The following is a 24531-nucleotide window of genomic DNA, read 5'->3' on the forward strand; positions in this document are numbered from 1 at the left end:
AATTATTATGAATAAATAATTAATTAATTTACTCCTATAAACTCACCCTGGTGTGTTGCATTTCCTTAAGCAAGTTTGGAGCCCATAACCGGGATTGAACCGGTGACCTCCACCTTACCAAGGTGACGCTCTACCTACTGAGCTATATGGGCATTAAAATATGATGTAGATTTATAAAAAAATCGCATCATAACAAATGTTAAATATATACTTAAATACTATATATCAGTTACTCATTATACTATATATATCCTTTTATGTCAACGCTATTACTTTCTTTTATCTAAGCATTTTTCCAATTTTCTTTTAACTCTTTGTAGAGCGTTATCAATAGACTTAGCATGTCTGTCTAAGTCACAAGCAATTTCTTGATAAGATTTACCATCTAAATAAGACATGAGCACTTCCATCTCTAGATCTGATAGCACTTCACCTATCTCATTTTCAATACTTTCTACCTCTTCTCTACTTATTACTAATTCTTCTGGATCAGATACCTTAACCCCTGATATTATGTCTAGAAGTGTTCTATCTGATTCTTCATCATATATAGGTTTGTTTAGTGATACATATGTATTTAGTGGAATATGTTTTTGACGTGTGGCAGTTTTAACCGCCGTTATTATTTGCCTTGTAACACAAAGTTCCGCAAAAGCCTTAAAGGATGCTAACTTATCTGTTCTAAAATCTCTAATAGCTTTAAATAACCCAATCATACCTTCTTGGTATATATCTTCTTTATCTGCACCAATTAAAAAATATGATTTAGCTTTAGCTTTTACAAAATTTTGATATTTACATAGCAAATATTCTAAAGCACGATTGTCCCCATTTCTAGCTTCAACAACAACTTCCTCATCAGTTTTGTTCATAAACTGGGAATTTAAATCCTCATTGTCAACCCTTTTCTCCAAAAGCATCCCCTCCAAAATGAATATTGGACTTAACTAAAATTATACATTATTATTTTAAAGCGTCAAGCTATATTACTTGCTTCGCCTTATTTTTTCCAGCTTTTCAGCTATTTCACTATCAATCATATCCTCAAATAAGTTTCTATCCTGCGAATAAGTTTTTTCATATTTTTTAGAAATCTTTTTATTGGCTTCCATAACGGTATGATAAAACTCTAGCGAAGATATTCTATTGGCTCCCCTTTGAAAAGTAACTTGTTGTTCAATAGCATCAGAAGTAACTACATAAACCTCTGATGCTCTACCTATATTGTTCACAGTCTTTTCAATATATAAATCTGCTGTTTCTCCCTCTTTCGTAAAAACTACTGTGATATTTCCAATCCTCTCTTTCTTTTGAAGACTACCTTTTACCATATGAGCATCGAAAACTATTATAATGTTATATCCTTTAAAGGAAGAATAGTTAATCATAATATCTATTAATTTTGTCCTTGCGGATTCATAACTATAATCCTTTATCACTCTAAGTTCTGGCCAACTATTTATAACATTGTAGCCATCTACAAATATTTTTCTCAAGATTATATTAGCAAAAGTCTATTTCAACTTTTGCTTCAACACCTCATACATTAGTATTCCGCCAGCTACAGACGCATTAAGCGAAGTTATTTGACCAACCATAGGAATTTTCATTAGCACATCACATTTTTCTTTAGTTAGTTTTGATATACCTTTTCCCTCACTTCCTATAACTAACGCTACTGCACCCTTTAAGTCCACATCATAACAATTCTCGCCATGCATATCAGCACCATATATCCATAATCCTAATTCTTTTAACTCATCTATAGCGCTGTTAATATTCGTAACTTTAGCTATTCTCATATGTTCTGTAGCACCTGCAGAAGTTTTATAAACAATAGGAGTGACCCCTACATTTTTTCTTTTAGGAATTATAATTCCATGAGCTCCACAAACTTCTGCCGTTCTTATAATTGAACCAAAGTTATGAGGGTCTTCAATTTCATCCAGTATAATCAAAAAAGGCTTTTCATTTTTTGAATTTGCATAATCAATAATTTCTTTTATATTATAATATTTATAAGCAGTAACTTTAGCTATTACACCCTGATGAGCTCCTGTTAAAGACATAGAATCAAGTTTTGCACGATCTACAGTTTTAACAACTATACCTTTTTCCTTTGCCAAAGCTAAAACCACATTAATAGAACCTTTAGTATCGCCTTTAGCAACTAATATCTGTTCTATAGTTCTATCAGATTTCAAAGCTTCAATTACTGAATTTCTTCCTTCAATAATATCTTCTCTTATTATTTCTTCATTTCCCATATTAGTTTTATTGTTGTATTCTTTTTTAACTCTATCTCTACTGTTATTTTTTTTATTTTCTTTCATAGTCCAACCTCTTTCATAAACCTATTTAAATTTAAGCTATCTTTAATTATATCCAAAAGTATAGTTTTAATTTATGTAGCTGTTTATAAATTAGAATATTTTTTCCTTACTGCCACAATTTCTCCGCAGGTCATAGTACCTTCTGGACAGGATTCCTTTACACAATTTGGTCCTCCATTTTTAAATAAAATAGGAGCTACTTTTTTTGCTTCTTTTAACATTGCATCTGCCATGTCTCTAATTTCCCATTGAGCTCTATTGCAGCATCTATGCGCAAAAAAATGCATAAGTTCTCTTGCATTCATAGTAACAATAATTTTAGTTTCACAAGCATTTGGAAATACATATCTAGCATCTTCAATAGCCTTTTTTTGCGCTTGTGATTTCAGCTTTCTTAATATACGCTCTTCAACTTCTGATGCTGAATTTAAAGACTTCTCCCTTATATATTTATCTAAGCTTTCATTATAAATTTGGTCAAATAATATTTCTACGATTTCATCGTAATACTCTTGGTCCTTTTTCATAGCTTCTATAAATATTTCTTTAGCTTTAGAATTATTTTCTATTGATGGTGGCATTATGTACTCAAAAGCATCCAATTTTACATATCTTTGACTTTGTTGTGAGTATGAAGCAACTCTATGGCGTACTAATTGATGAGTTAAACTTCTAGACACTCCTTCAATAGCAAAGGTAAAACTAACATGCTCAATAGGAGAATAGTGACCATAATTCATAAGCATACTTAAAAAGTTTTCTGTTTTTTCTTTATCTAATCCTTCTAATATTTCGTCTACACCTACAGAGCTATAACAAAGCTTTGCTGCTGACGCAATAACCTTTTCTGGATTTGGTGTATGCTCAATTAATTTAACTTTCAAAGTCATTTTTACCCTCCTCATATTTTACTATTTTACTTAATATATAATTAAGTTTTTCTTCCTTTTCACATAAATATAGATATCCTATAACTGCTTCAAAACCAGTAGCCCATTTATAATCAGCTACATCTGAATTTTTAGGTGTATGAGATTTAGAATTTCTTCCTCTTTTGAAAATAGCCATTTCATCATCGTCTAAATCATCTATTATAATCTTCATATATTCACTTTGTGCTTTTGCTTTTACATAAGATACAGCTTTTACATGAACCTTATGTACATTAAGTCCTCTATTTTTTTCCACTAAATAGGTTCTTATAAATACCTCATACACAGCATCTCCTATCAAAGCCAACACTAGTGGATTAAGTTGTTTTATCTCTTCTAGAGTAAATTTTCCCTTTAGTAATTGAAAGTTCATGTTTTTCTCCTTAACCTTATAGTTATTCAGTTTTAATTATACACAGATATTTAAAATAATAACAGGTAATAAATGAATATTTTCAAAAATCATGACGAAATTTAGCCAGTAGATTATAAATACATAAATTTAATATCAGTTATTAAAAACTTTGTATAATCTTCGTTTCATTGTAATATTTAAATATTTCTTCTTAACTACAAGATACATTGAAATTTTTTTTAAATAAAAAAATGCTTGCAACAATTTTAGAATTTTTTAAAACTGTTGTAAACAATTATATATCAAATACATTTTTTTATTACGAATACGTTAAATAAAATAATTAATTAAAGATTTTTAAAATACCACCTAGCCATTTCTCTTAAAATGCATAAATTAAAATTAAAAAATTATTTATATATTTGTTCAAATGCGTATCCTTTTATTGCTAAGGCATAGTTATTTTCTGTTAATAAAAAAATAATTTTCTATAGATAATAATAAATAAGTATCTATAGAAAATTATAAGTATATCTATATTATTTTATAGCAAGATTATTATATTCAAATTCCTTCTTAACTCTTTCAACAACATTTTCTAACCCGATTAATTCAAGATCTTCTTTAGCTCTAAGTTTAAATTCTACAAGCCCTTCTGATATCTTTTTACCTACAGTTACTCTCATAGGTATTCCTATAAGTTCGGAATCCTTAAACTTAACTCCTACTCTTTCGTTTCTATCATCTAAAAGAACATTAATTCCTAAAGATTTTAATTCATTGTATAATTTTTCAGCTGTTTCAACTTGTGCTGAATCCTTCATTACTGCTGGAACAACAACTACATGGTATGGAGCAATTTCTAATGGCCATGCTATACCATTTTCATCATGATATTGCTCTATAATAGCTGCCATTGTTCTATTTATACCTATACCATAGCATCCCATAATCAATGGCTTATTTTTACCTTCTTCATCTATAAAATTAGCGCCCATAGCATCTGAATATTTAGTTCCTAACTTAAATATATGTCCTACCTCAACTCCTCTAGCAATGGTAATATCTCCACCACATTTTCGACATTTATCCTCATTAGTAACTTTTCTAAAGTCTCCTACTACACCTTCAAAATCTCTTCCATAATTAACATTTTTAATATGATATTCTGTTTCATTAGCACCAACTACAAAATTGTACATTTTACTAACTTCTTCATCCACAAATAGCATATCAACATTTATTCCAATAGGTCCAGCAAATCCAACTTTAGCATTTGTTGACTTATTAACAGTTTCACTATCAGCTAATGAAAATTCCAATGCACCACCTAGAGCATTTATAACTTTTGTGTCATTAATCTCTCTATCTCCTCTTACCATAACAGCAACCACTTTATCATCAACTTTATAAATTATAGTTTTAGCTAATTTTTTCTTTTCTATATTTAAAAACTCTACTAGCTCGTCTATAGTTTTTGAGTGTGGTGTATAAATCTTTTCAATCTCATTTAATTCTTCTTTTTCTTGTATTTCAGCTACAGCTGATGCTTTTTCCATGTTAGCACCATACTTACAGCAATTACAAAAAACTATCTCATCTTCTCCAACCTCAGATTTAACCATAAACTCAGCAGAACCTGAACCTCCCATAGCACCAGAGTCCGCTTCCACAGGACTAAAATCTAATCCACATCTTGTAAATATCTCATGATAAGCATGATACATTTTTTCATAAGCTACATCTAATCCTTCATTATCTTTATCAAAAGAGTATGCATCTTTCATTATAAACTCTCTAGATCTCATAACTCCAAATCTTGGTCTTCTTTCATCCCTATATTTAGTCTGAATTTGATATAGATTTAAAGGCAATTGTTTATAAGATCTTATTTCATTTCTTGCAAACTCAGTAAATACCTCTTCATGTGTTGGTCCTAGGCAGAATTCTCTTTCATTTCTATCTTTTAGTTTGAACATTTCGGGTCCAAAAACATCCCATCTGCCTGATTCTTTCCAAAGTTCAGAAGGAAGTAATGCTGAAGCTAAAAATTCCTGTGCACCAGCTTTATCCATTTCTTCTCTTACTATATTTTCTACATTCTTTAAAACTTTAAGTCCTATAGGCATATAATTGTACACACCTGACGCCAGTTTTCTTATCATTCCAGCTCTAAGCATTAACTGATGACTTAAAATTTCTGCTTCTGCTGGAACTTCTCTTAATGTTCCTAAAAACATATTTGATAATCTCATCGTAAATCACTCCTTAATATCAACATATTTATTATCATAAAAGTTTTAAAATAATTTTAGACATAAAAAAACTCACCCTAGTTTTAGGGCGAGTTAATATCGCGGTACCACCTAAATTTGTACTCTCTTTTGATAACGGTATATTTACCGGTAGTTTTACTACTGCTCAGAAGTAGGTTCAAAATCGTTAAAAATCTTTCAGCCATGGATTTTCTCTCTGTATATTAATTTCTACTAGTCTTCCTCATCGCAACCTAAATATTAAATTATATTTACAAGAAAATACTATACAATTTTAAATTTATACTGTCAAGAGGATATAAATATATTTATGGTATTATTAGACTTTCCAGAATTTTTTCTCCTATAACTAAATCCTCTGTAGTAGTAATTTTTATATTATTATAGTTCCCTTCATATAAATAAACCTTATATCCGTATTGTTCTACCACCATGGTATCATCTGTAACTGATATATTGTCTTTATTTACTTTCTTATGACAATTCAAGATGATATCATATTTAAAGCTTTGAGGGGTTTGGACTGCAAAAAGGCTCTCCCTATCTGGAGTGTTTATAGAAAAACCACATTCATTTTTAACTTTAATTGTATCTTTAGGTTTAACTCCACATGCAACAGCACCATATTTTTCTGCATACATAATGCCAGTATTTATAATATTATTATCGACAAAAGGTCTTGCACCATCATGAATTATTACTATATTACAATTTTCTATAGCTAATAGTCCATTTAATACAGAATGTTGCCTTTCTTTTCCTCCAGAAACTATGGAAGTAACTTTCTCGAATCTGTATCTTTCCACAATTTCTTTTCTACAATACTCTATTTCATCTTTGGCAGCTACTAAAATAATTTCATCAATTAGATTACAATTTGAAAAAGCTTTCAGAGTATAATATAAAATAGGCTTTTCTTTTATTTCAAGAAACTGCTTATTTTTATTTGCTCCCATTCTTTTTCCTTTTCCTGCTGCCAATATCATAGCTACATTTTTACTCATATATCCTCCTAAAGCATTTCTTTAGCTTTAGCAAAAATCATTCTACCTGCAGCAGTTTGAAGCACTGATGTTACAACCACTAATATAGTTTCTCCTATATAGCTCCTACCTTCTTCAACAACTATCATTGTACCATCATCAAGGTATGCAAGACCTTGACCTGACTCCTTACCATCTTTAACAATTTGAATCTTCATTTCTTCTCCTGGAAGAACTACAGGTTTTATTGCATTAGCAAGTTCATTAATGTTTAATACAGAAACTCCTTGGAATTCCGCCACTTTATTAAGGTTGTAATCATTAGTTATAACCTTACCGTTTAAAAGTTGTGCAAGTTTTAATAACTTAATATCAACCTCTGGTATCTCTGGAAAATCGCCTTCCCATATTTCAACTTTTATGTTTAATTCCTTTTGTATTTTATTTAGTATATCAAGTCCTCTTCTTCCCCTATTTCTTTTAAGTCCATCTCCTGAATCAGCTATATGTCTTAACTCATTTAAAACAAAGTTAGGTATTACGAGTACTCCTTCAATGAACCCTGTTTGGCAAAGATCAAATATTCTTCCATCAATAATAACAGAAGTATCTAATATCTTTGCACTTCCTTTTGGTATGTTTTTATGTTTAGCCTCTTTATTGGGTGATATTCTTTTTAAATTGGAAAGTAGTGATAAAATATCTTCTTTTTTTCTAACTGCTACATCTGCCGACACTACCACAATTATTAAAGTTACTATAATTGATATAATTGTGTAAATCATTGATGTACTTTTAATCAAACTTGAAAGCAGTACGGATACTATTAATCCTAAAACCGCTCCAATTGCTCCTAATAACATGTCTGCTGTAGGTACTTTTTGTAAACTCTTCTCTGTGTAATCTATAGCTCTCATTATAAGCTTAGTAACATATGAGGATAATAAATAAAATAAAACTAAGAATGCTAAAACACAAAATATAATAAATAAAATTCCTTTTAATGGCGAGTCTTTAAGTATGCCAAGACCTACTATAAATTCTGTTCGACTAATCCAAGTTCCTATTATATATCCTAAGCTTCCTCCTGCAATAGTAATAAGAGCTCTTAATATATTTTTCAACAAGAGATTCACCTCCCTATTCGATTATTGACAAATTATTAAAATACTATCCTATTTATAATAATATATATTATGAATAAATTTATTTCAATAAGTTATCATATTCTTAATAAAATATTAATTGAAAACCTTTAATTCTTATGATATTCTAATCTTTATGTTACATAGTTCAAAATAATATTATAATTATCCCCCTATTATTTGTTACGACAATGATATATTATATAAACATAAGTTAGATTTGGAAGTAAGAATTAATCTTATATATTATATCAATAAATGCTATTTAATTTAAACATGTACTTTAAAATTTTTATAAGGAGTTGAAAGTAATGAAGGATCTTATTTTCGATGAATTTCAAAATTCTGTTGATGAATGTTTATTAAGACATAAAAGTATATTAGATATTATGTCAAAGCTTCAAGAGTCTGAGGCTAGAGTTAATAGAGCTTTAATAAAATCTGTAACTAGTTGCGGTTGTTTAAAAGTGGAAGCTGAAAAACAGCAAATTCCTCATAATATAGATAATTTAGATTTAGAGGATTTAGATGATTGTTTTGATACCCACCTTAAAGGTAATATTTGTAACTCTTGTCGAGAAATATTGGAAAAGGAGCTTGGAAATCATTTCTTCTATGTAGCTTCAATTTGTAATTCTCTTGATTTAAATCTTTACGATATATTTTTAAAAGAATATAAAAATATTAACGCTTTAGGAAAATACACATTAAAATAGTACATTGCATAGCACAAAACATTTAAGATTTTGTGCTATATTTCTTTATGAAATGAATATTGTTCTTTCAATTTTTCAATTCCATTTCTTATAACCTTTGCTCTAGCTTCTCCTATGCCCTCCACAGCATAAAGTTCTTCAAAAGATGCTTTTTCAATAAATCTTAATTGCTTAAAATGATTAATCAAATTTTCTATGACAGAAGTAGGTACTCTATAAATCTTATTTAAAATTCTATATCCTTTTGTAAATACTAAAGTATCTGATAATGACTTAGAAGGATATCCTAGTAATTTAGATATATTATCTAAATCTAATAATTCATCTTTGGATAATTTTTGTATATTTTTACAAATAGTGTTTATATTAGTTTCTTCTTTAGAATAATCTCTAATTAAATCCATTCCATCCTTTTCAATATTTTTAATTAATTCTTTAAGCTGCATTTCTATTAATCTACCCTCATTACCTAATTCACATATATATATTTCAATCTCATATACAATTCTCATAATCATTTCTGCTCTTTGAATGGCAGTAGATACATCTAGTAAGCTCACAGAATCATGAAGCTCTAATCTATTTAAATTATTAATAACTTTCTCAAAGACAGAAACATATTTTTCCAGGGTATTTAATGCTTGATTAGCCTTAGCTAAAACTTCACCACTATCTCTTACTATATACTTAATATCATCTTTATAAACAGTTATTAGATTTCTTCTTTGCGAAATAGCCACCACCGTTAAACCTGTTTGCTTTGCAATTCTTTGAGCTGTTCTATGTCTAGTACCTGTTTCAAATGTAGGTATCGATGAATTAGGTATAAGCTGAGTGTTAGCATATAATATCTTTTTTAAGTCACTACTAATAATAATAGCACCATCCATCTTAGCAAGTTCGTATATATAAGCTGGAGTATACTCTGAATAAATACTAAAACCACCATCAATTAGACTTAGAATCTCATCACTATCACTTAATACTATAAGACCACCAGTTTTAGCATATAAGATATTATCTAAACCTTCTCTAAGTAGCGTACCTGGTGACAATATTTTAAGTATATCAATCAATTCCTTCTGTTTTTCTTCCTTCATTTTCTCCGTTATATGAACTACTTTAAAGAAATAATAACGGTATTCACTTCCTTTCCCATATATTTTTTATATTTATTATACTTTAGATGTCCATATTAAAAAACCTTATTAATTACTTCTCTAATATTTGATATTCCTATTATATTTATTTTTTTATTTTCTATTTTTTCCTTATTCCTCAGAGGCATAATTATGTTTTTGAATCCCATTTTTATGCCTTCATTTACTATTTTATCTATATGTGATATAGGCCGAACCTCTCCCGTTAAACCTACTTCTCCTATAAATAATGGTCTTTCAAGTTTAACTTCTTTACCTTTAGCACTAGACATAAGAGCTACTGCAAGACCTAAATCTCCAAAGGTCCCTTCTATATTTAATCCTCCTACCACATTTATATAAACATCACTACTATAAAAAGGAATCCTTAATTTTTTCTCTAGAACTGCTAATATAAGACTCATTCTTGAGTTATCTACTCCTACTGCAGTTCTTCTAGGCATAACAGCCTTAGTTTCACTTACTAATGCTTGTATTTCTACAAGTAATGGTCTTGTTCCTTCAATAGTCCCTATTACTACTGACCCTTCTTGCTCAAAAGAAGTCTCCTGTAAAAATACGCTGGAAGCATCTAAAATTTCCTCTAGTCCACTTTGCCTCATTTCAAAAACACCAATTTCACTAGTTGTTCCAAAACGATTTTTTATAGTTCTTAGTATTCTAAACTCTTGAGTTCTTTCCCCTTCAAAGTATAAAACTGTATCTACCATATGTTCTAAAACCCTAGGACCTGCAAGTTCTCCCTGTTTTGTAACATGAGCAACGATGAATAGGGGTATTCCCTTAGTTTTACCTATCCTCATAAGTTCATTGGTACACTCTCTAACCTGTGAAACACTACCTGGTGCAGAACTTATTTCACTTTTATATAAGGTTTGTATGGAATCAATTATTACAAATACAGGCTCTAATTCTAAAACATGATTTTCTATAGTTGTAATATTAGTTTCAGATACAATATATAAATTATCACTTATAGAATTTAATCTTTCGGCCCTCATCTTTATTTGTTCTTCTGACTCTTCCCCTGATACATAAAGCACTTTTCCATATTTATCAGAAATATTTTTAGCACTTTGAAGTAATATTGTAGATTTTCCTATTCCCGGATCACCAGATATTAATGTTAAGGATCCTTTAACTAAGCCTCCGCCTAATACCCTATTAAGCTCAGTAATCCCAGTATTATATCTTTCATATTGGCTAGACTTAATATCCTTTATATTCTGAGGTTTATTATTACCGCTTATAGTAACTGCTCTATTAAATACTTGTGGTTGCGACGGGAGCTTAACCTCTTCTGACATGGTGTTCCAGTTATTACAGCTAGGGCACTTTCCTATCCATTTAGGTGACTCGTATCCGCATTGATTACAAACATATATATTTTTAACCTTAGCCATTAATTTGCCCTCCAAAAATATTATATAAATCTTTTATTAACCCTTTATTAACTCTTTAAAATAAAATAGCTATCATATACTAGCTATTTTATTCTAAAATGCCTTATATAAGATTTTAACTTATTTTTTATATATTATACAAATTTTTTTCAATTCACAATGCACAATTAATAAAGAGATTAGTTTTAGCCAAACTGATTTCTTAAGATGTCTTTTTTTAATAAAAGTGACTATATCACTTTAAAAATAAATCAATTCTAAATTTCTCAGTAAAGCTGAGAAATACCCAAAATTGTGAATTCAATAATTCCAATTTTCTAAAACCCTATGCTTTTTAAACATAGGGTTTTATAGGGTTCCTTAATGAAAATTTAACTTATGCATGATTTTAATTTCCATAACAAAAAATCTTTTCTATGAATGAAAAATTAAGAGTGAAAGATGAAGAATTATGGTTAAAACTTCANNTAATCCTTAATTTTTAAGGGATAAAACTGCTTTTATAGAAAATTTATTTTCCAGAGTATATATTAAGTTTCCACATTGTATCCCTATAGATATTACTGCTTATCAAATTTTAATTCTTTTTCTTCTACGGTTACTATTAAACTATCTCCTTGTTTTACATTACCTCTTAATATTTCTTCTGATAGTTTATCTTCTACAGTTTTAGTTATAGCTCTTCTAAGTGGCCTTGCACCATAGGTTAGATCAAACCCTTCTTTTGCAAGATATTTCTTAGATTCTTCATCAAACTTAATATTTATTTCCTTCTCTTTTAATCTTTCAGAAACAGAATTTAACATTAATCCCACTATTTCTAAAAGATCCTCTTCTGCTAAAGAATGGAATACTATAATGTCATCTATTCTATTTAAAAATTCTGGCCTAAAACTACGTTTTAATTCTTCCATTATATTTTCTTTCATTTTCTCATGTTCATTATTTACTTCATTAGCGCCTTGTGAAAAACCTATAGTTTTTTGTTTTTTAATAGCTGAAGCACCTGCATTGGAAGTCATTATTACAATTGTATTTTTAAAATCCACAGTTTTTCCTTTTCCATCCGTAAGTCTTCCATCTTCTAATATTTGGAGTAATATATTAAACACATCAGGATGAGCCTTTTCTATCTCATCAAATAATACTACTGAATAAGGATGTCTTCTAATTCTTTCTGTTAATTGGCCTCCATCATCAAAACCTACGTATCCTGGAGGCGCTCCTATAAGCTTAGATACTGTATGTCTTTCCATATACTCAGACATATCTACCCTAATTATACTATTTTCATCACCAAACATAGCTTCTGCTAATGCTTTTGAAAGCTCTGTCTTACCTACTCCTGTTGGTCCTAAGAATATAAATGAGCCTATTGGTCTCTTTGGATCTTTTAGTCCTACTCTTGCTCTTCTGACTGCTCTCGCAATAGATTCCACTGCTTCTTCTTGGCCTATAACCCTTTTATGAAGTATCTCCTCAAGCTTTAATAACCTTTCAGCTTCACTTTCAGTAAGCTTTTCTATTGGTATATTGGTCCATTTAGAGATTACATTTGCAATATGCTTTTCATCTACTACTGCATCTGCCCCATTATTTTGAGATACCCAGTTCTTTTTAGAAGCTTCCAATTTATCCTTTAATTCCTTTTCCTTATCCCTTAAAGCCGCTGCCTTTTCAAAATCCTGCATTGTTATTGCATCAGCCTTTTCTTTTATAACTACTTCAAGATCATTTTCTAATTCTTTTAAATCCTTTGGCGCTGTTAAATTTTGAATTCTTACTTTTGAGCCAGCTTCATCAATCAGATCTATAGCTTTATCTGGTAAATATCTATCAGTTATATATCTATCTGAAAGATTTACTGCTGCTAATATAGCATCATCAGTAATTTTCACTCTGTGATGTGCTTCGTATTTATCTCTTAGTCCTTTTAATATTTCTACTGCTTCCTCTTTAGTAGGTTCTTCTACTGTAACAGGTTGAAATCTTCTTTCTAAAGCAGCATCTTTCTCTATATATTTTCTATATTCATCTAGAGTTGTTGCACCTATACATTGTATTTCACCTCTACCAAGTGCAGGTTTTAATATGTTTGAAGCATCAATCGCACCTTCTGCACCACCAGCACCAACTATAGTGTGAATTTCATCAATAAATAAAATTACATCTCCAGCTTTTGAGATTTCATCCATTACAGTTTTAAGTCTTTCTTCAAATTCACCTCTATATTTTGAACCTGCTACCATAGAAGATAGGTCTAGAGTTACAACTCTTTTGTCTTTTAACAGCTCTGGAATGTTACCTGATGCAATTTTCTGTGCTAATCCTTCTGCTATGGCTGTTTTACCTACTCCAGGATCTCCTATTAAGCAAGGATTATTCTTCATTCTTCTACATAATATTTCCAAGACCCTTTCTGTTTCTTTATCTCTTCCTATAATGGGGTCTAATTTACCTTCTTTTGCAAGTTCAGTTAAATCTTTTCCATACTTCTCCAATGTAGGAGTGCTAGTTCTTCCTTTTTTAGGACTACCACTTTGCTGAGTTTCATCTCCTGCAATATTATTTATAATTTCATTTCTTAGCTTTGAAAAATCTACTCCTAAATTCCCTAATATTGTATAGGCAACTCCTTCTGGTTCCCTAATTAATGCTAACAATATATGCTCAGGTGATATATAATTTTGATTTAAGCCTCTTGCTTCTATTAAGCTTAGTTCAAATAATCTTTTGGTTCTAGGTGTTAGTGCAATTTCATTTTTAGGCATTTCTATATCTCCAACACCTATATATTTATCCACTAATTCTTTAACTTTATTATAATCTACTCCTGCATTTATTAAGGCACTCGTAGCTATGCTACCTTCTTCTTTTAAGATTCCAAGTATAACATGTTCTGTTCCTACATAACCATGTTTAAAGTTTTGTGATTCTTCATGGGCATACATAAGAATATTTCTTGCTCTCTCTGTAAATCTATTAAACATATAAAACACCTCTCTATCATAGATTTTGTAATTTGTTCCTAACTATTTTAGCTCTATTTAAATCTCTTTCTCTTTTATCTAAAGTGGAATTGGCGTTAAGCTGAAGCGTTGCTACCCCTGTTTCCACCATAAGTTCATTTAATATTGTTTTGTCCATATTATTTATTATTCCCATTTCTACTCCAAATCTAACATTAGATAGTAAATCCATACATTCTTTAGAATTTAATAAAACCGCTGACTTTAATACCCCTAAAGATCTCATTATTTTATCTTCTAATTCATATTTATATTGGGATTTCAGTTTTTCCCTAGCTAACTTTTCTTTTTCAATGATTTGATAAACCATGGCATTTAATCCATTTATTATTTCCTCTTCACTAGGTCCTAATGTTATTTGATTAGATATTTGAAATATATTTCCATAGCCTTTTGAGCCTTCACCATATAATCCTCTTATAGTCATTCCTATTTTGCTTACGGCATTAAAAACATTTTCTATCTCTTTACTCTCGTGTAATGCAGGAAGATGAAGCATGACTGAAGCTCTTAGACCTGTACCTGCATTGGTAGGACATGCTGTTAAATAACCTAAATCAGAGTCGAAAACAAATTCTAATTTTTCCTCTAAAAGATTGTCTATCTTATCAACTTCTTCATAAGCCTTTTTTAAGCTAAATCCTCCTATTATATATTGCATTCTTAAATGATCTTCTTCATTTACCATAATACTTACAATTTCATCTTTATCTAATATAAAGGCAGATATATCTTTATTAGTAATTAAATTATCACTTATAAGATGTTTCTCAAAATAAGAGTTTATCTCCATTGCATCTATACTATTCATATTTATAGTCTTAAAGTTTTCATTTATATAGGATGAAGTATAAAAGGCAGATTCAACCTTTTTAATTATTTCCATTGCCTTATCTTCTGAAAGTTTATTAGGGAAAGGATATCCTTTTATATTTCTAGCTAATCTTATTCTACTGCTTAGTACAATATCGTCATTTGCACTATGAGCTTTAATCCAATTTTCCATAACCATACCTCCTAGATTTATTAACTTAAATCTCTAATTTTATCTCTAAGCTCTGCTGCTTTTTCATATTCTTCAAGAGCAATGGCTTTTTGAAGCTCTTCTTTAAGCCTGATGAGTTCTTTTTTCTTAAGTATTTCTCCACCTGATTTTACTGGTATCTTTCCATTATGCTCTGTACTTACTTGAACTCTTTTAACTATTGGTATTATAGTTGTTTTAAATGTTGAATAACAATTACCACAACCTAATAGTCCTGTTTCTTTAAATCCTCTATAAGTTGTACCACACTCTTTACAAATTACTTCGCTAGGAAGGTTACTTTCAGTTGTAGTATTCATATAGTCCATGAATCCACTTAATATATTTTGAAATGAAAAGCTTGGAGAGAAATCCATATCTTGAAGCATACTCATAGTATTATTTTCTTTGGCACAGACTTCACATAGGTGCTCTTCTTCCTTTACTCCATTTACTATTTTAGTTATATGGAAATTAGCTTCATTTTTTTTACATTTTTCACAAAGCATAATATCACTACTCCTTTTAAATTCATTAATTTAATATATTAAATATTACTGCTCTTAAAATATCTGCTCTTAACCTATTCTTCATATCTCCTGCATAACTTAATGTTCTATCATTAAGTGCAGTTTTAATAATGGTTTCTTCTCTTTCATTAATAATTTCCGAATCCTTAAGACTTCTTAATATTCTTACACTATTATCATAGGTTATATTATTTCCTACAGCTTCATCAATAACCTCAAGTAAGCTACTATGGTATTTGTATTCAATTCTAGTAATTCGTATATAACCTCCACCGCCTCTTCTGCTTTCTATATAATAACCTTTATCTTTTGTAAATCTCGTAGTTAACACATAATTTATTTGTGACGGTGCACAACTAAAGTAATTAGCTAACTCATTACGTTGAATTTCAATTTCGTTGTTTTGAGTTTCTTCTATCATCTCTTTAATAAAATCTTCAATTATGTCTGATAATCTTGCCATAACCACTACCTCTTCCAAACTTTTACTTTACTTTGACTTTCTTTGACCTTAATTAAATATTATAACTTTATATGGTATTATTCAACTAATATTTTCATCTTTTATTAATTAATTTATTCTTGTAAAATGGATTAGTAGAAAATAAATTAACTTTGCTTATTTTTTCTCTTAAATTCTTATCTTTTCTTATAGCTTGAAAAGTTATTAAATATATTACTTGCTTTTACTTTAATTTACTAAAGGAATATTATTAAGAATAATCTCAATACAATTTCTACAAAAATATACTACTCTCTATACTTGTTATTTAAGATAACTAATTCTATACAAATTTAATTATTCCTTTATAAAGTATGTCCATCTTTCTCATTAATTTTACATCTTAAATTTATTTTCACATAATATTTTCTTTTAATATGTTTTATTAGTTAATATAAATAAGGTACTTTTCCACTATTGGAAAAGTACCTTATTTATATATTTTCTATCTTTGTATAAAGCTGATATACCCTCTTCATAATCATAATAATTAATTATTATACATTTTTCATCATAACATCTTATATGCATACTTTCTTCTGTTTTAAGTTCTACATCAATTATTATAGTATCTTTTTCATAAGAAAAATTTCTCATTTCATTTATTAGTTCGCATATATTACTTTTGTTTTTTATCATATTATTCCTCTCCCATCTCCAATAATTTCCATATTGTTTATGTTAATTATATTCTATGGCTTTCGTTTATTTCCTTTTTTTTACACATTTTTGTCTTATATAAAATTATTACAATTTTCCTCAAATATTTTATACAAGGAGCTAAGTTGTACTCATAGCACTGCTTTGAGTGTAGCATGTTTGAAAATAAGTTAACATACTTGTTCTGTCATTTTTTAAGATACTTCATATTATTTAACATTCCATATAATCTGGTATGAAGCCTCTAAATTGAGCATTATAAAGCTTTGAGTAAATTCCATTATTTAATATAAGCTCTTCATGATTACCTTGCTCTACTATACCTTTATTAGTTAAAACAACAATTTCATCTGCGTTTTTAATAGTAGAAAGTCTATGTGCAACTACTATTGTTGTTCTTCCTTTAGACAGATCCTCAAGAGATTTTTGAATTATAATCTCCGAAGCATTATCTAGAGCTGAAGTGGCTTCATCTAATATTAATATTGGAGGATTTTTTAAGAATACTCTAGCTATAGATATTCTTTGTTTTTGTCCACCTGAAAGCTTTACTCCTCGTTCCCCTACATAGGTATCGTATCCTTCTGGAAGTGAAGATATAAAATCATGTATATTAGCATTTTTAGCTGCTTTTATAACATCTTCATCACTAGCCTCTGGTCTTCCATAAAGAATATTTTCCTTTATTGTTCCTGTAAATAAAAATACATCTTGTTGAACTATACCTATATTCCTTCTTAAAGATTTTAGTGTTATATCCTTAATATCCATACCATCAACAGTTATACTACCACCACTTAATTCATAAAATCTAGGTATTAAATGGCATATTGTAGTTTTACCTCCACCGGATGGTCCTACTAAAGCTAAAGTCTTACCTCTCTCAATCTTTAAATTTAAATTAGATACAATCTCTGTGCCCTCATTATACTTAAAGCATGCATTTTTAAACTCTATATCACCTCTTACATCTTTAAGCTCTGATGCATTTGGACTATCCACTATATCAGGCTCAGTTTCCATTATTTCTAAAAATCTTTTAAAGCCTGACATACCACTTTGATATTGCTCGACAAAAGCAGTTAACCTTCTTATTGGTTGCATAAAATATGTGATATATAAAAGATATGCTACAAGCTCTGTTGGAGTTATATATTTCTTATAAGCAAAATATCCTCCAAATCCAATGACAACTACATTTAACATATCTACCATAAATCTCATACCAGACATGAATTCAGCCATATATTTATATGCATCTGATCTTGAGGTTTTAAACTCTATATTTCCCTCATCAAATTTTTCCATCTCATATTCTTCATTAGTAAAGGATTTTGCAACTCTAATACCAGAAATACTATTTTCCAATTTAGCGTTTACATTGCCTATTTTCTTTCTAACATCATCAAAGGCTTTTGACATCTTCATTCTTTTAGTCATAGCAAACCAAATAATAAATGGAAGACAAGCAAATATTAATAGTGTTAACTTAACGTTAATCCTACAAAGAAGTATGAAAGAGCCTAGAATCATTACTACTGATATAAATACGTCTTCTGGTCCATGATGTGCGAGCTCAGATATTTCCATTAAATCATTAATTATTCTAGACATTAAATGTCCCGTTTTATTATCATCAAAATAACTAAATGGTAGAGTTTGCAGATGTGAAAACACATCTTTTCTCATATCATATTGTAACCTTACCCCCATAACATGTCCCCAGTAGTCAACTATGTAATTAGCAATTAACTTTATTATATATAGGACAGTTAACACAATTACAAAGTTCATTATCATCCTAATATCACTATTAGGAATAGCCTTTTCTAACAATTCCTTTGTAATCATAGGAAAAGCTAAATCTAAAGTTGCTACTAAAAATGCACAAAACATATCTATTATAAATAATTTTTTGTGCCCTGCATAGTAAGAAATAAATTTTTTAATCATAATCATCATCCCCCTTTACTTCAATTTCTTAAAAACTAATATAAAAAGCAATTAAATTGCATTTTAGGCATGTGAAAGTAAATAACAAGTAAAAATAGGTGAATATGCTAGCTTGCTATTTTTTAAATACGCCTTAAGTTCTAAAAAATAAAACTCCCCCATTATGGTTTATATAATGGGAGAATACAGAACACTAATTATTTATACATAGTTAAATTTACTTCTAATATTCTACAATGTAACTAAGTAACAACTTGAAATTATCTTAGCTATTAGATGCCCTTTATTCTAATCCTTATTCCTTCTTTCTTAAAATATAAATCTTTATATCTTATCAAATTGTATATTTTAAATCCCATAAGTGTAAGGTCCCAAATATCTTTTTAAAACTCTAATAATGCTTACGTTAAATAAAAAGTCATATAAAAGTAGCACTACTGGAAAATCTAATTATGCTCTATAGCAAGCTACTATAATACCAATTAACTATTTTTTGAAAATATTTAATATCTATTCGAAAAATAAGCTTAAGTATTATTATATCATATCTTCATAAGTATGACTGCCATATTTAAAAGATTCAGTATATTAAATTTATTAATAAAAAAATGCCTGAATGTTTACTCAAGCATAATTTTATTAAAATATATAAATTAAAAATACTACATAATGTAATTCATTAAGCTTTTTTACCATTTAAAACTTATAATATCCTTATTAATAATATTATAAATTTAGTTCTTTATAATGAGATATGTTATTTTCCATTAAAATTTTATAACTATTATCATCATTAAATTCTATAGCTGTTAGGCTTCCTTGTTGAATAAAAGGTGGATCCCATATATGTGCTATAGACTTTTTCTGTAAAGCACATATGAATGCCTTTATTGTCATGCCATGACTAACTACTAATATATTCTCATTTTCATGATTATTAACAATCTTCATTATAGATTCATATATTCTATCTTTAAGTTCATCAAAACTCTCTCCACCTTCTGTAGGCTTGTACATTATGGGGTCATTCCAATAATTGTAGCAGTTTTCTTCATCTAAAGCTTTTATACCCTCTTTATCTAACCCCTGCCATAATCCTAATTTCAATTCTTTTAAACCATCATCCTTAATTATCTTTATATCTCTATTTCCTCTTATTATTTTCGCTGTATTATATGCTCTTTCAGAAGAACTCGTATATATAGTATTTAAATCTAAATTTATTACTCTATCTCTAAACCATTGTGCCTGCTTAATTCCTAGCTCCGTTAAAGGAGAGTCTCCCCAGCCCTGCATTCTGCCAAGTTTATTCCATTCTGTTTCTCCATGCCTTGTTATATATAATGTTGTCATCGCCACACCTCTTTTACTTTAGTTTAGTTAATACTATTATACTAAAATTTTCTCATTGCCTAAGAATATATTTTATTTAAGAATCTAAATATGATTTTATCAAGTAGTAGTTGAAAAAATCAAGTGAAAAATTTATATAGTTAAACTATTTCGAATAAAATGCTGTCACTCTTAGCCTCTCAGGGCTAAAGTCATAAGGTTCTTAGGTACTATCCAAACTTCTTTTATAAAATTATCAAATAATAAATTATGCTGTTTTATATTTCTTACCATGAAAAATAGACTACGAAAATCATAGTCTAAATCCTTTTCTTTCTTCATGATTTATTTTATCAGCTTGAACCCAATTTTTTACCGCTGGAATTAGATCATTTGTTATTGGATAATTGGGCTCTCCTTTACAGTGATTAATGTCTGAACCATAGGCTTGTTCGATAAGTCTACTATTAATAGGATCATTTTTTCTTAAACGCTTGTATGAAGTATTTTCCATCATATATATCTCCTTTTGAAACTATAGTGAATTTATCACTCTCTAAAATACTACATAGTACTTTGGCATCTTCCTCACTAGCAGACTGCAAAACAATAGTGAATTTGTCTTCTGGTCCTACTATACCCATATAGTCATGGATACTACTATAATCACTAAGGTTTATGTCTCCTCTTATATCCATTCTGTAGTCTGACATATAAATCCCCCTCAATACTATTTAGCTATATTTTGTACAAAATATATAAATTTATTCATTCGCAGAAATAAACCTATAAATTTCAGCTTATAATCTACAATTTATATTCTCTCAAAAAAATATTATTATAATGGCATTTCAACTTCTACACGAGTAAAAGAGACTACTCTTAAGAATAGTCTCCTTGTATTTTAATTAAGCATCTTTATTTATTTCTGAAATTATTTTATTAATTATATCACTAGGAACTTCTTCATATCTTTCAAATCTACTTCTGAAGCTTCCTCGTGCACCTGTCAATGATCTTAAATCAGTAGCATAATTATAAAGTTCAGATTGTGGAACTTCTCCTACAATTTTTTGACCTTTTTCAAAAGGTTCCATTCCAAGAATTCTTCCTCTTTTCTTATTGATATCAGCAATTACGTCTCCCATGTAGTCATCCGGAATCATAATTTCTATATGCATAACTGGTTCTAGTAATATAGGTTGAGCTTCTTGCAATCCCTTTTTAAAAGCTAAAGATGCTGCAATCTTAAATGCCATCTCTGAAGAATCTACTGGATGGAAAGAGCCATCATGAAGAGTAGCTCTTAATTTAATAACGGGATATCCTGCTAAAACTCCATGTTGAATACAATCTCTTAATCCTTTTTCAACAGCTGGAATATACTGTCTCGGAACAACTCCACCTACCACTGCATCTACAAATTCTAATTCTTCCTCCCCATCAGTTCTAGGTTCGAATTTAATCTTAACATCACCATATTGACCATGTCCTCCAGATTGTTTTTTATGCTTACCTTGTGCATCAGAGAACTTTTTAATGGTCTCTCTATAAGGTGTTTTAGGTATTTCAAGTGAAACATCAACACCAAATTTTGATTTTAATTTACTTACTATAACATCTAAATGGGTTGTACCTAATCCTGATACTATGGTTTCAGCATTTTCAACATCTCTGGATATGGAGAATGTTGAGTCTTCTTCTAGTAGCTTTGACAATCCATTAGATATTTTATCTTCATCACCTTTAGCCTTAGTAGCTATAGCCCTTGAATACATAGGAATTGGGAACTCTATAGAATCAAAAATTATAGGCCTTTCTTGTGAGCAAAGAGTATCTCCTGTATTAGTATAATTAAGTTTAGCAACAGCTCCTATATCTCCTGCTTTAACCTCAGTAGTAGCATATTGTTGTTTTCCTTTTAAAAAGTATAAGGTTCCAACCTTCTCATCCTTTTCTTTATTAGAATTATAAACAACAGTATCAGAATGAGCACTTCCTGTAATTACTCTAAACATCGAAAGCTTACCTACAAAAGGATCCGCAATAGTTTTAAATACTAATGCTGAAAATGGTTCTTCTTCATCTATTTTAATATTTGTATAACTATTATTCTTTAAATCTTTTGCCATATATAGAGTGGTATGAATTGGAGATGGAAAACACTCTACTATATCTTCAAGCAATGTGTCTATACCTATGCAATCTAGTGCAGAACCACACATTATTGGAGCTATTTCTCCCATTGAAGCACCTTTTATTAGCCCATTATAAATTTCTTCCTCACTTAAATGTCCATCATTAAAGTATTTATCTAATAAAACTTCATCAATTTCTGCAACAGCTTCCATAACCATTTGTCTACATTCATCAACTTTGTCTATTAACTCTGCAGGTATTTCACCATCTTCCATTTTCTTAGTCTTAGAATTGAATAATCTTGCTCTTTTTGAAATAACATTAATAACGCCTCTAAAGTTATTTTCAGAGCCTATAGGGTATTGGATAGGTACAACTGACATACCAAATTTATCTTTTAATTGATCTAAAACTTTTTCAAAATTACTATTTTCTCTATCTAATTTATTTATAAAAAAGGCCCTAGGTAATCTCTGCTTTTCAGCATAGTCCCAAGCTTTTTCTGTTCCAACTTCTATACCTGATACTCCACATACAGCTATCATAGCCATATCTACTGCATGTAGACCTTCTATCATTTCTCCAACGAAATCAAAATATCCTGGAGTATCTACTAGATTTATTTTTACATTTTTCCATTTACAAAGCGCCACTGAAGTTGATATTGATACTTTTCTTTTCTTCTCTTCAGCATCATAATCGCTAATTGTAGTTCCATCTTCAACCTTGCCGAGCCTATCTGTCGCACCAGTATAATATAATATTGCTTCCATTAAACTTGTTTTTCCAGAGCCACTATGCCCTATAATTCCAACATTTCTAAGATTATTAATTTTATACTCTTTCATGTGCTATACCTCCCATTTTCTCTTTCAGATTATCCAATATAATTTATATATTCTATATTTTGGTGATTTTCCCTTCAATTTTTTATAATATTCTAAATATTTAAAATATATTTACATTTTTTGAGGAAAAATATATAAAATTAATTAGATTTAATTTAAAAAATTATCAACTTTAAGTTTAAAGTTATCAACAAATTGTTAATAACTTTAATGAAAATGTTATTAATTAATTAGTCACATAAAAAGTATATTTAAGATTTCATCTACTTATTCTTAAAAATAAAAAAACAGCTCTTTTGAGCTGTAATTTATACAAAAAAATAAAATGGCTCCGCGAAGAGGATTCGAACCTCCAACCTATCGGTTAACAGCCGAGTGCTCCACCGTTGAGCTATCGCGGAATATTGCTAAACTAAGCATAACTTAGTTTAGCACTACCTGGCAACAACCTACCCTCCCACACAGTCTCCCATGCAGTACTATCGGCGTCTTAAGGCTTAACCTTCCTGTTCGGAATGGAAAGGGGTGTTACCCTTAAAACCATCATCACCAGATTCAAATTTGCCATAAACATCGTACTACTTCGTCAACTTCAGTCGCTACGGTGCTCATTTACCATTAGTAAACTCCGCTCCTCGCTCATTTGTTTCCTAGTATTACTCGTTTCTATCAAATTTTAAAAATTTATATAAGCTTCACATTACTGTGTCAGTTTCAGTCACTCCAGTGCTCATTTACTTTAGTAAACTCCGCTCTTCGCTCCTTCACTTCCTTGTACTGTTCGCTTCTATTAATTTTTTTAAATTCATATAAGCTTCATACCATTTTATCAACTTATAACTTATTTAATTTTTAAATGTGGCTCCGCGAAGAGGATTCGAACCTCCAACCTATCGGTTAACAGCCGAGTGCTCCACCGTTGAGCTATCGCGGAACATTGTAAAATTCGCTATAAACATCGTACTACTTCGTCAACTGCATTCGCTCTGGTGCTCATTTACCGTAGTAAACTCCGCTCCTCGCTCATTTGTTTCCTGATATTACTCGTTTCTATCAAATTTTAAAAATTTATATAAGCTTCACATTACTGCTTCAGTTTCAGTCACTCCAGTGCTCATTTACTTTAGTAAACTCCGCTCTTCGTTCCTTCACTTCCTTGTACTGTTCGCTTCTATTAATTTTTAGAGATATTATTCTCTGAAAATTGCACA

21 protein-coding genes, 3 tRNA genes and 1 rRNA gene are annotated in these 24531 nt (G+C 29.6%); 1 reads left to right on the plus strand and 24 read right to left on the minus strand.

Features of this window, described 5'->3' with window-relative positions; all coding sequences use genetic code 11:
• Positions 1-76: 76 nt before the first annotated feature.
• From B2W91_RS00820 to B2W91_RS00860, 9 genes are all read right to left on the minus strand, one after another.
• Positions 77-152: transfer RNA gene (locus B2W91_RS00820), tRNA-Thr, on the minus strand.
• Between the two features lie 117 nt (positions 153-269).
• Positions 270-920, minus strand: coding sequence for an RNA polymerase sporulation sigma factor SigH (gene sigH / locus B2W91_RS00825; RefSeq protein WP_291578362.1), 651 nt, complete (start codon positions 918-920; stop codon positions 270-272).
• A gap of 66 nt (positions 921-986) precedes the next feature.
• On the minus strand, positions 987-1496 hold the full coding sequence (locus B2W91_RS00830) for an NYN domain-containing protein (protein WP_291578363.1): 510 nt from the start codon (positions 1494-1496) through the stop codon (positions 987-989).
• A gap of 18 nt (positions 1497-1514) precedes the next feature.
• Positions 1515-2267 carry a 23S rRNA (guanosine(2251)-2'-O)-methyltransferase RlmB gene (gene rlmB, locus B2W91_RS00835; protein WP_291578381.1) on the minus strand — a complete coding sequence of 251 codons (753 nt, stop codon included), beginning with the start codon at positions 2265-2267 and terminating at the stop codon, positions 1515-1517.
• 149 nt (positions 2268-2416) lie between these two features.
• Positions 2417-3223 carry an FAD-dependent thymidylate synthase gene (thyX, locus tag B2W91_RS00840; protein WP_291578364.1) on the minus strand — a complete coding sequence of 269 codons (807 nt, stop codon included), beginning with the start codon at positions 3221-3223 and terminating at the stop codon, positions 2417-2419.
• Complete coding sequence (locus B2W91_RS00845; protein ID WP_291578365.1) at positions 3207-3638, minus strand: Mini-ribonuclease 3; 432 nt, start codon at positions 3636-3638, stop codon at positions 3207-3209. Before B2W91_RS00845 ends, thyX begins: the two co-directional genes overlap by 17 nt.
• Positions 3639-4159: 521 nt before the next feature.
• Positions 4160-5875: a proline--tRNA ligase gene (locus B2W91_RS00850; protein ID WP_291578366.1), complete on the minus strand. Its 1716-nt coding sequence runs from the start codon at positions 5873-5875 to the stop codon at positions 4160-4162.
• A gap of 329 nt (positions 5876-6204) precedes the next feature.
• Positions 6205-6900, minus strand: a complete 696-nt coding sequence (gene ispD / locus B2W91_RS00855) for a 2-C-methyl-D-erythritol 4-phosphate cytidylyltransferase (RefSeq protein ID WP_291578367.1) — start codon at positions 6898-6900, stop codon at positions 6205-6207.
• An 8-nt stretch (positions 6901-6908) separates the two neighbouring features.
• Complete coding sequence (locus tag B2W91_RS00860) at positions 6909-8006, minus strand: PIN/TRAM domain-containing protein (RefSeq protein WP_291578368.1); 1098 nt, start codon at positions 8004-8006, stop codon at positions 6909-6911.
• Positions 8007-8335: 329 nt separating this feature from the next.
• On the opposite strand from B2W91_RS00860, the gene B2W91_RS00865 reads away from it, so the two are divergent.
• Positions 8336-8740 carry a DUF1573 domain-containing protein gene (locus B2W91_RS00865; protein ID WP_291578369.1) on the plus strand — a complete coding sequence of 135 codons (405 nt, stop codon included), beginning with the start codon at positions 8336-8338 and terminating at the stop codon, positions 8738-8740.
• Between the two features lie 35 nt (positions 8741-8775).
• On the opposite strand, the gene disA is transcribed toward B2W91_RS00865, so the two are convergent.
• The 15 genes from disA to B2W91_RS00940 form a co-directional block, all read right to left on the minus strand.
• A complete protein-coding gene (disA, locus tag B2W91_RS00870) occupies positions 8776-9840 on the minus strand; it encodes a DNA integrity scanning diadenylate cyclase DisA (protein ID WP_291578370.1) in 1065 nt (354 codons plus the stop codon).
• 95 nt (positions 9841-9935) lie between these two features.
• The gene (radA, locus tag B2W91_RS00875) at positions 9936-11303 is read right to left on the minus strand and encodes a DNA repair protein RadA (protein WP_291578371.1); all 1368 of its coding nucleotides are present in this window, start codon (positions 11301-11303) and stop codon (positions 9936-9938) included.
• Between the two features lie 560 nt (positions 11304-11863).
• Complete coding sequence (locus B2W91_RS00880; RefSeq protein ID WP_291578372.1) at positions 11864-14293, minus strand: ATP-dependent Clp protease ATP-binding subunit; 2430 nt, start codon at positions 14291-14293, stop codon at positions 11864-11866.
• A 16-nt stretch (positions 14294-14309) separates the two neighbouring features.
• Positions 14310-15338, minus strand: a complete 1029-nt coding sequence (locus tag B2W91_RS00885; RefSeq protein WP_291578373.1) for a protein arginine kinase — start codon at positions 15336-15338, stop codon at positions 14310-14312.
• Between the two features lie 20 nt (positions 15339-15358).
• Complete coding sequence (locus B2W91_RS00890; RefSeq protein ID WP_291578374.1) at positions 15359-15865, minus strand: UvrB/UvrC motif-containing protein; 507 nt, start codon at positions 15863-15865, stop codon at positions 15359-15361.
• 25 nt (positions 15866-15890) lie between these two features.
• Positions 15891-16349, minus strand: coding sequence for a CtsR family transcriptional regulator (locus B2W91_RS00895; RefSeq protein WP_291578375.1), 459 nt, complete (start codon positions 16347-16349; stop codon positions 15891-15893).
• A gap of 453 nt (positions 16350-16802) precedes the next feature.
• Positions 16803-17027, minus strand: a complete 225-nt coding sequence (locus B2W91_RS00900; protein WP_291578376.1) for a hypothetical protein — start codon at positions 17025-17027, stop codon at positions 16803-16805.
• 234 nt (positions 17028-17261) lie between these two features.
• Positions 17262-19001 carry an ABC transporter ATP-binding protein gene (locus B2W91_RS00905; protein WP_291578377.1) on the minus strand — a complete coding sequence of 580 codons (1740 nt, stop codon included), beginning with the start codon at positions 18999-19001 and terminating at the stop codon, positions 17262-17264.
• Positions 19002-19727: 726 nt separating this feature from the next.
• Entirely contained in the window at positions 19728-20354 is a 627-nt protein-coding gene (locus B2W91_RS00910) for a histidine phosphatase family protein (protein WP_291578378.1), read from the minus strand.
• A 292-nt stretch (positions 20355-20646) separates the two neighbouring features.
• Positions 20647-20847 carry a hypothetical protein gene (locus B2W91_RS00915; RefSeq protein ID WP_291578379.1) on the minus strand — a complete coding sequence of 67 codons (201 nt, stop codon included), beginning with the start codon at positions 20845-20847 and terminating at the stop codon, positions 20647-20649.
• Positions 20810-21046: a hypothetical protein gene (locus B2W91_RS00920; RefSeq protein ID WP_291560867.1), complete on the minus strand. Its 237-nt coding sequence runs from the start codon at positions 21044-21046 to the stop codon at positions 20810-20812. Before B2W91_RS00920 ends, B2W91_RS00915 begins: the two co-directional genes overlap by 38 nt.
• Before the next feature lie 195 nt (positions 21047-21241).
• On the minus strand, positions 21242-23320 hold the full coding sequence (gene fusA / locus B2W91_RS00925) for an elongation factor G (RefSeq protein WP_291578380.1): 2079 nt from the start codon (positions 23318-23320) through the stop codon (positions 21242-21244).
• Positions 23321-23646: 326 nt separating this feature from the next.
• A tRNA-Asn gene (locus B2W91_RS00930) sits at positions 23647-23721 on the minus strand.
• Between the two features lie 35 nt (positions 23722-23756).
• Positions 23757-23874, minus strand: a 5S ribosomal RNA gene (gene rrf / locus B2W91_RS00935).
• A 305-nt stretch (positions 23875-24179) separates the two neighbouring features.
• Positions 24180-24254 (minus strand) — tRNA-Asn (locus tag B2W91_RS00940).
• Between the last annotated feature and the right edge of the window lie 277 nt (positions 24255-24531).

It is taken from the genome of Clostridium sp. UBA6640 (assembly GCF_002455975.1).
Taxonomy (GTDB): Bacteria; Bacillota; Clostridia; order Clostridiales; family Clostridiaceae; genus Clostridium_J.